This is a genomic window from Paenibacillus sp. PL91 (genome assembly GCF_012935325.2).
Lineage (GTDB): Bacteria > Bacillota > Bacilli > Paenibacillales > Paenibacillaceae > Pristimantibacillus.
Window position 1 is genome coordinate 469,736 of sequence record NZ_JABBYG020000004.1, and the last position, 13,148, is coordinate 482,883.

Sequence of the window (13,148 nt, forward strand, 5' to 3'; positions counted from 1 at the left end):
CGCTAGCCTTCTTTCTGCATGCTCAAAATCATGGTTTGGGGTGAAGGTTAAATGAAAAAATGGGTCAGTATTCTCGGTATAAGCTGTATGATTTTTTGTTCCATACCGCTTCAATCCGTCGGGGCTGCGGAAGCGGTCGTCAATGCTAAACCGAAGGTCATTCCAAGCTTGCAGACGTGGACGGGGGGAAGCGGCTCCTATACACTGACAGACCACTCGCGCATCGTGCTAGCGACCACGGATTTATCAGCGGTGGGGGGAGTGTTCCAAGACGATCTGAAAGAAATCACAGGCAGAACGATTTCGATTGTCAATAATCAGCCAGACTCGACAGGTGACATTGTTCTTGCGGTAAACAGCACGAGAGATGAAACGATTGGCGATGAAGGCTATACGTTTGAGGTTGGCGATCAAGTGAAAATAAGCGCCAATACGACGAAAGGCGTTTTTTACGGAACGAGAACAGCGCTGCAAATTTTGGAGCAGGACTCTTTGAAGTCGAGCATCGTGAAAGGGAGCGCTAAAGACTTTCCTAAATATCAAGAGCGCGGCTTTATGCTGGACGTAGCGCGTAAGTTTTTCCCGATGAGCGATCTTAAGGAATACGCAAAAATGATGTCCTACTACAAGCTGAACGATTTCCAGCTTCATCTGAACGATAACGAAATTTTCTCCGATACGAGCAGGCTGAACTGGAATAAATACTCTGCCTTCCGCTTGGAGAGCACCAAATATCCAGAGCTGACGGCTAAGGATGGGCACTATACGAAGCAGGAATTCCGTGAGCTTCAAGATCTAGCAGGCGTTCGCGGGCTCAACATTACCCCTGAATTCGAATCGCCCAGCCATGCGCTGGCGCTCACGAAGGTTAGACCGGATCTCGTCAAGGATAATTTGCCTGTCGACCATTTGGATATTACACGGACGGAGACGATCGAATTTGTCAAAGACGTCATGGACGAATATTTGGATGATCAGTGGTTCGACAGTGAAGAGATTCATTTTGGCGCCGATGAATTTGACCGAAATGACAGAACGACCTTCGAATATTACAGGCAATACCTCAATCAAATGAATGCGTATTTAAAAAGCAAAGGGAAGGTATCCAGGATGTGGGGCAGCCTGTCGCTATTCACGGGAACGACGCCCGTTGACAAGGACATTATTACGCACATTTGGAACAATGGCTGGCAAAATCCGGCCGACTCCGTCGCACAGGGCTATAAAGTAATCAATACGCTGGACGGCTACTTGTACATGGTGCCAAAGGCAGGCTATTACCGCGATTACTTGGATGCGAATTGGCTCTATAACAATTGGGAGCCTACCTACTTCGGGAACAATCTCCGCTTGCAAAACGGGGAGCCAAATTTGTTAGGCGGCATGTTCGCGGTATGGAACGATAAGCTTGGCAAAAAGGTAAGCGCGGCAGATGTCCATGACCGGGTGAAGCACGCTTTGCCGGTAATGGCGGAAAAAATGTGGAGAGGGCAATCGAGCGATTCCACCTTCGCCGAGTTCAAGCAGCTGAGCGATCAGCTTGGCATTGGGCCTGGAAACGATTTGCTGCATGAGGTAGATTCCGTTGGAGAAACCGTCGTTCACTATCCTTTTGAAGAAGGGAGCGCAGTAACGACAACGGATCAATCCGGCAATTCGTACAACGGTACGCTTAAGGGAGCAGAGTGGGCGAATGAAGGGAAGACTGGCAAAGCGGTCATTTTTGATGGCAAGACAGATCAGATCGAGACGGGTTTGACGGTAAAAGGCTTTCCTTGGACGGCAGCAGCTTGGGTTAAGCTCGATGGCCAATCGCAATCGGAGGAAGCGATTTTTGTGGAATCGGAGTACGGCATGCTTAAGCTGAAGCAAAAAGGGAGCGATAACGCGGGCTTCTCGCGCGAGGGCTTTGATTTCACCTTCAACTCCGCCATTCCGACAGGGCGCTGGGTGCATGTTGCTTTCCGCGGAGATTTGCTCGGCACCTCCTTGTTTATCGATGGGGAGCTCAAAAGCACCTTAACCGAGACGACGCTGCTGCCTGCGGCTTCCATTGGCAGCAAGACCAACTCCTTCTTAGGAGCCTTGGATGAATTCAAGCTTTATGACCGTGCGCTTTCGGGCAAGGAGATTGGTGAGGCAGCAGGCTCGCCGCCTTGGACGGTCAATGCAGCGGCTCATAAAACGGCAACCGCTTCTTCCGTAGAAGTTAGCGCCTTTCAGCCGGATTTAGCTTTTGATGAGATTGAATCAAGCGCCTCGCGCTGGTCATCGAAATATACGGACAATGAATGGATTTATGTGGATTTGGGGCAGTCCATCGACATTGGCAAGGTCATTCTGAAATGGGAGAATGCCAATGCCAAGGGCTACAAAATTCAAGTCTCGGACGATGCGCTTTCCTGGCGTGATGTGTATTCGACAAGCGCAGGCCTCGGCGGTGTGGAAATCGTTAAATTTCCAACGGAAAGCGCGCAATATGTGCGAATGCAGGGAACGAAGCGCATAGGGCAATACGGCTATTCCTTATACGAATTCGAGGTTTATCCGGCGAATCCGAATGACCCGGTTCCCGTTCCGGTGCCGATTCGCTATAGCCAAAATTTCGAAGATCATACGCCGCTCGAATGGACGCATGCCATTGGAGCCGGGGGAGGCAGCATGTCCATCGTTGACGCTCCGGGTCAGGCTGGCCAGCATGCGCTGAAGCTCACCGCAAATAACGTCAGCAATGTGTTTGTGGATCAATTGGCGCCGGCAATTAAAAACGGCGAGCTGGAATTTAAGGTGATACCTCAAAGCGATGTCATACGTACAGGTGCTATTTTCCGCTATGCGAATGAAGGGTCATGGGCATCCGTTGGCTTTGATCAGCGCGGCTGGTATTGGGTGAACGCTCAGGACAGCTATGGTGCGCTGACATCCGAGCCGGGGGCAATGCTGCGTAAAGGGGAAACCGCTACCGTGAAGGTCAAGTTCGAGGGGACGTTTATTACACTGGTTGTGAATGGAACGACTTATTTTGAAGGGGCATTGCCAAACCTGCCAGTTGATGAGGGCAAAATGGGTGCACGCGTATTCGGCCCTACGATTGCTGTGTTTGACGATTTTCAGTTCAACAATACTGTTGCGGAAGTGCCGGTAACGGGCGTTAAAGTGGATAAATCGACGATTAGTTTGCAGCCGGGCGAAACGGCCGAGTTGGTTGCAACTGTGCTGCCGGGAAGCGCAACGAACAAAAAAATAACATGGGCGAGCAGCAATGAAGATGTGGTTAAGGTTGAAAGGATGGAAGGCAAAGCTATCGTTACGGCGATTGGAGCGGGCAGCGCAAATATTACGGTAACGACCGAATCTGGCGGGTTTACAGCTGTCAGTAAGGTTACGGTTGTGCCCGCGAGTCCGAAGGCTCCAGCATCAACCATTGCTGCACCAAGCAAGGTGGTTTACGGCAAGAGCTTTAAAGCTGGCTTCGGTCTTAAAAATGTAACCGACTCTGTGTATGCACAGGATATTACGATCCTGTATGACGCCAACGTGATGACGTTTGTATCAGCTGAATCGTTGATTGACGGTGTTTCTCTACTCGAGACTAAGCAGGGCACTGGCTCCGTACGACTGCTCTTGGCTAGCCAAGGCGGAGAGCATGGAATAACGGGGGAAGCTGCAATCGCTGAGCTTACCTTTACGGCGAAGACATTAGATCAACCATCGAGCGGCACGATTACGGTTGCGGAGGCTTTGCTCGGCAATGAAGACGGAGAAGAAGTTAAGGCGGATGCTTCCTCCGTTCAAATGAGCTTCGAGAATGCGCTCCCAGAGCATCCGGGGGATCTGAACGGTGATAACAAAGCAAGCATTGGCGATCTAGCGATCGTCGCAGCAAGCTATGGAAAAACCGAGGCCGATTCGGATTGGGAGCAGTATAAGAAAGCGGATGTGAACCAAGACGGCATCGTTGACATTAATGATCTTGCATTTGTCGCGAAGAAGATATTGGAGTAAATAAATTGGTAGTCGATCATTGATTAGGCAAGGTGCATGCTGTACGGCTCTAGCAGCCTCATACATGATGCATCTTGTCATTCAATTAAAGGTGTTCGATCAAGAATTTCCACAAAATTTGGTTGGTTGGGGGAGTTAACTTGGAAATCGTTAAATATCGATGGGGATTGGCATTAACTTTTATGCTCATGGCGACGGCAATGCTCTTATGGTTTCATCCCCACTCCGTCATGGCTGCTGCCGTAGGCAACGTCACGGATTTCGAACAGACGGATGCGAAAACGTATACGCTCACCTCCGGCAGCGATAAGGTTAAAGTCATTTTTTTGAAAGACGATATGGTGCGAATATGGCTTGGCGTCGGAGGCCAATTCACCGAATTGAGAGGGAAAACCGCTGCTGAGCCTGCTGAGCCAATTGTCATCAAGGAAGACTTTGGCGCTGTTGCGGTTGCGTGGTCCGATGAGGGCACCTATTACAAGATGGAGACAAGCAAATTCGTACTCCGCGCTTACAAGAACCCGCTAAAGTTCGCCATGTACAAGAAGGATAACGCAACGCTCGTGTGGGAGGAAGCAAACGGATTAACTTATAACGGCACCTCTACAACGCAGAAGCTCGTTCGGGGCGATGATGAATATTTCTATGGCGGCGGGATGCAAAACGGCTTTTTCTCCCACCGCGGTCAAAAAATCGATATTGCGAATAAATACGGCAACTGGGGCAGCGGCACCGTATCCAATCCCTCCCCTTTCTATTTGAGTACGGCAGGGTATGGCGTGCTGCGCCATACGTTCCAGACGGGAGTCTATGATTTCGATAATGTCGTTTCTTTGGCTCATAATGAAAACCGTTTTGACGCCTATTATTTTTACGGAGATACGATGGAGGACATCTTGAACGGCTATACCGATCTTACGGGAAAACCAAGCTTGATTCCGAGATGGGGCATGGGCTTTGGCGATGCGAATTGCTATAACAGATCGCCCGGGACGACGATTGACGTCGTAGACAGGGTTGCCAAAGCGTATCGGGATCATGATATGCCGGGCGCTTGGATTTTGCCAAATGACGGCTATGGCTGCGGTTATACCGATCTAGGCAAAACCGTGGATGAGCTGGAGAAGCTAGGCTTCCATACTGGGCTATGGACGCAAAATGGCGTTGCCAATATTGCGCAAGAGGTTGGCGTGGATGGAACGAGGCTCGCCAAGCTTGATGTCGCTTGGGTCGGGCCAGGCTATGACTTCGCCTTAAACGGAACGAAGCAAGCGTTCCAAGGCATTGAGAATAATTCGGATGCTCGGGGTTATGTCTGGTCCGTCGGAGGCTGGGCGGGAACGCAGCGGTATTCCGCCGTATGGTCAGGCGATCAGTCGGGGGATTGGGAATATATCCGGTTCCATATTCCGACGTTGATTGGTGCCGGGCTATCTGGCATCCCTTATGCGACAGGCGATGTGGACGGCATATTTGGCGGGAGCGCCAAGACGTATGTGCGGGATTTGCAGTGGAAGGCGTTTACACCAATTCTGATGAGTATGTCCGGCTGGGCTGCGAAGGACAAACAGCCTTGGGTTTGGGGCGAGCCTTATACGAGCTACAATCGGGACATTTTGAAATTAAGAGAACGGCTGACTCCTTATTTCTACACCTATCTGAATGAAGCCTATGAAACAGGGGCGCCGATGGTTAGAGGAATGGTCTATGAGTATCCAAACGATCCGAATACGAAGGGACTGCTCACGCAATATCAATTTATGTCCGGCGATTCCTTGCTGGTAGCGCCAGTATACTCGGATACCACAAGCAGAAACGGCATTTATTTGCCAAAAGGCAAATGGACGGATTATTGGACGGGAGAAGCGCATTACGGCTCCAAAATGCTGGATGAATACGAGGCGCCGCTTAATCGTCTGCCGCTTCTCGTAAAAGGCGGGGCGATCATTCCGATGTACCCGGAGTCGCTCTATGACGGGCAGGTTCCGGCGAATCCGATAACGTATGATATTTATCCTTACGGAACGTCAAGCTTCGAGATGTATGAGGATGACGGCGTGACCAAAGAGCATCGCAGCGGCAAGTTTGCCAAAACGATGATTACTTCAAAGGCGCCTGAGCAAGGCACCGGCGATCTCATCATTCAAGTTGGCGCTAGCATAGGTGATTATCAAGGCAAGCTCGCTTCACGCACGAATCAGTTCATGATTCATATGCCGAATAAGCCGTCTGCCGTTGCGGTTGGCGGGGAAAGCTCCTCGGAGCTTGCGACGAAGTCTGCATGGGATGCCTCAACAAGCGGCTGGTATTACGATGCGCAGGACAGAGGCGGCATTCTCTATGTGAAAACAATGGATCTGCCTACTGATCAGGCATTTGAATTGAAGGTGTCCGGCTTCACAGCGGATACGACTCCTCTGATTGACCCGGTTGTCATTGAATTGCCCGAGCAGGATACGGATCCAAGCAAAATCCCGCAGGACGATATGCTTGCGACAGCAACGAATGCGGATGCAACTGCTCCGGCAGCAAACGTGCTTGACGGCAATTTTGAGTCGATTTGGAGCACAGCATTAAACGGAAGCGCTGGGCTGCCGCAGTCGATTACGCTCAACCTAGGGTTCAAGCAATTTGTGAACAAGATTAAATATCTGCCAAGGCAATACGGCGGCACTAACGGAATCATTACCGAATACAACGTATCGGTTAGCTTGGACGGCAACAATTACACCTTGGTGAGCAGCGGGCAATGGAATGCCGACAAGCTGGAGAAGGTGGACACCTTTGATACGGTTGAAGCGCTCTTCGTCAAATTGGAAGCAACTGAAGGTATAGGGGGCTTCGCTTCTGCAGCGGAGCTCAATGTGTACCGCGATCTGTCGAAGCCTGCTCCGACACCAATTGAGAAAAAGCTGATGAAGGCTTCAGCCGTCAGCTTTCAGTCTGGCAGCGAAGCAGCTAAAGCCATCGACGGAGATTCGAATTCCGTCTGGCATACGAAGTGGGATGGATCGGATAAATTGCCGCAATCGATTATTCTCGACCTTGGCAAAGCCTATTCGATCAGTCAATTCCGGTATGCTCCGCGCAAGGACGCCGGCAACGGAACGATTACATCCTACAACCTATATGTCAGCTCAGACGGTCAGACCTACTCGAACATTTCCAGCGGAACATGGATCAGAAACAATGTGAAAAAATACGTTTCATTCGATGCTGTATCGGCACGGTATGTGAAGCTGGAAGCGGTGGCTGCGCTTGGCGGGTTCGTATCCGCTTCAGAGCTGGATGTATACGAATCGCCGAAAGGGGCTCCGGAGTTAGTGCTCATCTCTGAGGGCAAGCCGGCAACAGCCGACAGCGAAGATCCATTGTTCCCGGCAGCGGGAGGAAATGATGGAAAGCCGGATACAAGATGGTCAGCGAACGATGCGATGGCAAACCATTCATGGACCGTTGATTTGGGCGGCATGTATTCGATTCAATCGTCAGAGGTTTCCTTTGAGCATAGCGATAAGCTGTATAAATACAAAATTGAAGTAAGAGAGGCTGGAAGCACGAATTGGGTGACGGTCGTTGACCGTTCTAGCAACACGACGATTGGCGCGGTATTGAAGGATAACTTTGGCAGCCAAGGCAGATACGCAAAAATAACGGTAACCGGTCTGCCGGATGCGGATACGAAAGCCAGCTTCTCGGAATTCAAATTATTCGGCATTTCATTAAGCGCGGGAGAGTCTCCAACGGGCGTTGCACTCAATCACGCAACCCTTGCACTTCGTGTATTGGATGAGCCGGTTACGCTTATTGCAACGGTGGAGCCGGAAGGTACAGCGAATAAATCGGTAACCTGGGTAAGCAGCAATCCCGGCGTCGCAGCTGTAGACAGCAAGGGGCTCGTTACGCCGAAAGGACAGGGAACGGCGACCATTACGGTTACGACAGTAGACGGAGGCTTCACAGCTGCAAGTGAAGTGACCGTCACAGGACAAAAGGATCTTATCGAAATTCCGCAAGGGCAAATGAGCGCTACGGCAACAAGCTCGCAGACAGGCACCAATGATCCGAGTCATGCGCTTGATGGAAATCCGGATACACACTGGCATACGAAGTGGTTCAACGTTGATCCGCTGCCGCAGTCGATCATTGTGAATCTGGGCGGAACGTTCAAAATCAGCAAGCTTGGTTATTTGCCGAGACCGGATGCGGCCAATGGAACGATTACCGGCTACAACGTGTATACGAGCGTCGATGGCCTGACTTATACGTTGGCAACGAGCGGTGCTTGGCTCAGAAACAACCTGTTAAAGGAGGCTAATTTCAAACCGGTCGAGGCTGCCTATGTGAAGCTGGAAGCCGTTCAAGGTGTAGGAGACTTTGCGTCGGTAGCGGAAATTTCGGTATTCCGCTTCGAGCAAGCTCCGGCTGAACCGCAAACGCAGTTGACGGGCAAGAACAGCGTTCAGAGCGGAGAAGCATTTGCTATTCGTTATGGAGTGAAAAACGTCATTGAACCCGGCTACGCGCAGGATATTTTTATCAATTACGATGCGTCTGTTATGACGTTTGTATCGGCTAAGTCGTTAATTGCTGGTGTAGAGCTTATTGAAACGATGACGTTATCACCAGGCAAACTGCGGTTTATCGTCGCAAGCACGGGACCAGACCATGCACTGACTGGTAATGCCGATGTTCTGGAGCTTAGCTTCAAGGCAAACGACATTACGAAAGCAGCAGCTGGAGAGATTGCGGTATTTGGCGCTACGGTTGCCGATGGGAATGGCGTGGAGACGAAGCTGAATGCTTCTTCAATGAGCGTGGAGGTTATTCCGGCTCAGACAGGAATCCCAGGCGACAGCAACCATGACGGCAAAATCAGCATCGGCGATCTGGCCATGGCAGCCGTTCATTACGGCAAAAATACGGAAAGCTCGGATTGGGCGCAAATCAAGCATATGGACCTCGATAAAAATGGCATCATCGACATCATCGACCTAGCGGAAGTTGCCAAAAAAATCATCGAGCTATAGTAATAGGGTGACAGAGGGGAGAAATCTGCTTAAGGCAGTTCTTCCCCTCTCCCTAAATGCGGATTGGCGGGGCTCCAAAAATAATCCCAGAGAGGGGATTTGAAAAAAGATGAATATGGGTGCAAATAAACTAGCGTCCAAAACAGCGCTTATCTTATCTGTGTTGATGGCTTATACAATGATTGCGAGCTATATCGTACCGTCATCGACAGGTTTAGTATCGAGGGTAAGTGCAGATGCCGCAGGGCAGGCGGAACAAGCGGCACAGGCAGAAAACGATCTAACGCTTTGGTATCGCCAGCCTGCGACGAGCTGGGAGACACAGGCGCTGCCTATCGGCAACGGCCATATGGGTGGAATGGTCTTCGGAGGGGTGGATCAAGAGCGCATCCAATTTAATGAAAAGACGTTATGGAGCGGCGGTCCCGGTGCAGATCCGAATTATCAATACGGGATAAAAGACGGAGCGCAAACGCATGTCGAGACGATTCGAACTTTGCTTAAGGAAGGCAAAATTAATGAGGCAAAAGCGCTGGTGAACCGCATTACCGGCATCATGGGACCCAATGATTCTTCCTTTGGCGCTTATCAGGCATTTGGAGATGTGTTTCTGGATTTTAATAAGCAAGAGACCTATACCGTAACAGCAAGCTCTTCAAATCCGGCTTACGGCGAAGGGATCGAGAAGCTTACGGATGGGTCTGTCGATACGAAATGGTATTCCGGCGACGGACAGCCGCCATTCTGGATTCAGTGGCAGTACAGCGAGGCGAAGGTGATTGCCGGCTACTCATTCACATCAGCGAACGATGTAGCGAATCGCGACCCGAAGGACTGGACCTTAAAAGGCTCGAATGACGGGGTGCAGTGGACAGTTCTGGATACGAGGACAAACGAAGAGTTTGCAAGCCGCAAGCAGAAGAAAACATATACGTTCGCCAATAGTCAGGCCTATGTCTACTACAAATTTGATCTTGTAAGCAAGGGCGGGACTCAAATGCAATTGTCTGAGCTCCAGATGGGCGATGCGGAAGAGGCTCCTAAAAATGCAACCGATTACGTCCGTGCATTGGATATTAAGGATGCGACCGCAACGGTGTCCTACAAACAAAATGACGTGCAGTATAAGCGGGAGTATTTTCTGAGCTATCCCGACAAGGTGATGGTCATGAGATTGACGACGGAAGGGAATCGTCCATTCAGCTTTGACGTACGTGTCACGGGCGCGCAGCCTGCCCATTCCGTTGCGGCATCAGGGAATGATGCGTTAGTTTTAAAGGGCTTTGTCCCAAGCAACAAGATGGGCTATGAAGCTCAGCTTAAAGTGAAGAACGAGGGCGGAACGGTAACAGCCGTCGGAGGGAAGCTTTCGGTAAAAGAGGTGAATGCGGTCACGATTTTGTTAACTGCTGCCACCGATTATGCGAATGATTTTCCAACCTATAAGAGCAGCGTAACGCCGAAGGCGAAGGTTGAAGCGAATATGAATGCTGCTGCAGCCAAAACCTTTGACCAGCTGCGCTCGTCCCATCTGGCGGATTACAAAGAGCTGTTCGACCGTGTTTCGCTCGATTTGGGCGGAGGAACAGTTGAAATGTCCACCGATGAGCTGCTGAACAAATACAAGACGAATGCAACCGAGAGCGAGAAAAGAAGTCTGGAGGCGCTTTTCTTCCAATATGGCCGCTATTTGCTTATAGCTTCTTCGCGGGAAGGCTCGCTACCGGCAAATTTGCAGGGCGTGTGGAATCAAGTGAACAATCCCCCTTGGAACAGCGACTATCATACGAATATTAATGTGCAAATGAACTATTGGCCGTCTGAGGTTGTCAATCTGGCGGAAACGGATATTCCATATATCGATTATATCGATTCGCTGCGTGAGCCTGGCCGCGTAACGGCACAAAGGCAGCATGGCATAGAAGGCGCGGGCTGGGCTATCCATACCGTTAACAATCCATTCGGGTATACGGCTCCGGGCTCGGATTTTTACTGGGGCTGGTCGCCTGCTGCTAACGCCTTTATGGTTCAACAGGCGTGGGATCAGTATGCCTTCAGCGGTGACGTAAACCTGTTGGAAGGCAAAGTATATGACATTATTAAAGAAACGACGCAATTTTGGCTGAAGTATTTGGTAGAGGATTCGGATGGAAGCTTGGTGTCATCGCCTTCCTATTCCCCGGAGCAAGGCGATGTGGCGATTGGCGTGTCCTATGACCAAGAGCTGATATGGGGATTGTTCACGCAGTTTATTGAAGCGAGCGAAATTCTTGGCTTAGATGAAGAGCTGCGTTCAGAGACGATCGCGAAGCGGAGCAAGCTGTGGCTGCCGAAGGTCGGAAGCTGGGGGCAGGTGCAGGAATGGAAAAATGATATCGACAATCCAAACGACCAGCACCGTCATATCTCGCATTTGATCGGCTTATATCCTGGTACGCTCATTAATAAAGTGGATACGCCAGATTTGTTTGCAGCGGCAAAGGTGACGTTGAATGCTCGCGGCGATGGCGGAACAGGATGGAGCAAAGCGAACAAAATCAATTTATGGGCGCGCCTGCTAGATGGAGATCGTGCGCACAAGCTGCTAGGGGAGCAATTGAAAGGCAGCACCTTGCAAAATTTATTTGATACGCATCCTCCTTTCCAAATCGACGGAAACTTTGGCGCGACTTCGGGAATAGCGGAAATGCTGCTGCAAAGCCATACGGGAACGATTGACCTCATGCCGGCTATGCCTGCTGCATGGGGAGCGGGAAGCGTAAAGGGCTTAGTGGCAAGAGGCGGCTTCGAGGTGGATATGAAATGGAATGGCACGGTGCTGAAAGAAGCGGTCATCACATCCAAGCAAGGCAACGAAGCAAAAGTAAAGTATAAGCAATTTGCTCAGCAGGGCTCCTTTGACATCGTTCGTGCTGAAGACAACCAATCTGTCAACTACACCATGAATGGCGACATCCTTACATTTGGGACGGAAGCTGGCGAGCAGTATAAAATAACATCGCATGTGAAGCCGCCAATTTTGCCAATCAAGGTAGATGATCGCGACCCATCGGTTGTTTACTCCGGAACATGGGGTCCTTACAACGATGCTAATGACTACAAAGGAACGGAATCCTTTAGCAGCACAGCCGGAAGCTATGCGGAATTTACGTTCGCAGGCACTGCGATCAAGCTCATTAGCGCGCGGCAGGCGAACCATGGACGAATTGATGTTTATATCGATGGTGAATTAGCGGCTGAGGATATTGATGGTTATGGCCCCGCCACGTTAAAGCAGCAGGTTCTTTTTCAGCGGGAGGATCTGCCAAAAGGGACACATACGATAAAAGTAGTGGTGAAAGGAACGAAAAACAATGCAGCAAGCAATACGATTGGCATGATTGACGCATTTGAGTATCTTCCTTACGACGAGGAAGAGGCGTTGCCAACAATCGACTTATCTGGACCAACATCTATTGCCAGCGGAAAAGCGTTCACTGTAGCCGTTGGCCTCAAAAGCGTAACGCAGTCCGTATATGCGCAAGATATCCGGCTCAGCTATGATGCCGAGCGGTTCGAGTTCGTATCGGCAGCTGCAGTTAAGGATGGGGTTCAACTTCTGGAGACGCAGCATAGCTCGCCTGGAACAATCCGGTTAATTCTCGCTAGCGCTGGTCCGGGAAATGCGGTAACAGGCGATGCGAAAGTGCTGGATCTTAGCTTTAAAGCAAAGGAAGTTTCCGTGGCGACAAAAGGAAACGTGGCGATCACGGCTGCTGAGCTAGGCGATGCCCTCGGAAGCGAGACGAGCGTGGGCCTGGCAGCACTTGAAATCGCGATTACGCCAGAAGTGAAGGGCAATTCTGAAGATGTCAACGGTGACGGTAAAGTAAGCATCGGAGATCTTGGCATTATCGCTAAGCATTACGGCAAAACCTCCACAAGTCCGGATTGGGAGCAAGTGAAGCACGCGGATATTAATGGAGATGGCAGCATCGATCTTATGGACCTGACGTCTGTAGCACGGAAGATGCTGGAATAGCTTTATCACAGTGGGGGATAGCGCGCCATGGGAGTTAAATAAAGGAGGCTTTACCGTTTGAATGATCGGAACTATCAAAATGCGATATGAGG

Annotated in this window: 3 protein-coding genes; all 3 read left to right on the forward strand. The window is 50.4% G+C overall.

What is annotated here, in order from left to right; genetic code table 11:
- Window positions 1-51: 51 nt before the first annotated feature.
- The 3 genes from HI950_RS13080 to HI950_RS13090 all read left to right on the forward strand — a co-directional run bounded on the left by HI950_RS13080 (window position 52) and on the right by HI950_RS13090 (window position 13,056).
- A complete protein-coding gene (locus HI950_RS13080; RefSeq protein WP_169082323.1) occupies window positions 52-4,005 on the forward strand; it encodes a family 20 glycosylhydrolase in 3,954 nt (1,317 codons plus the stop codon).
- A gap of 140 nt (window positions 4,006-4,145) precedes the next feature.
- The gene (locus HI950_RS13085) at window positions 4,146-9,035 is read left to right on the forward strand and encodes a discoidin domain-containing protein (protein ID WP_169082322.1); all 4,890 of its coding nucleotides are present in this window, start codon (window positions 4,146-4,148) and stop codon (window positions 9,033-9,035) included.
- 109 nt (window positions 9,036-9,144) lie between these two features.
- Window positions 9,145-13,056, forward strand: coding sequence for a glycosyl hydrolase family 95 catalytic domain-containing protein (locus HI950_RS13090; RefSeq protein WP_169082321.1), 3,912 nt, complete (start codon window positions 9,145-9,147; stop codon window positions 13,054-13,056).
- Window positions 13,057-13,148 lie beyond the last annotated feature (92 nt).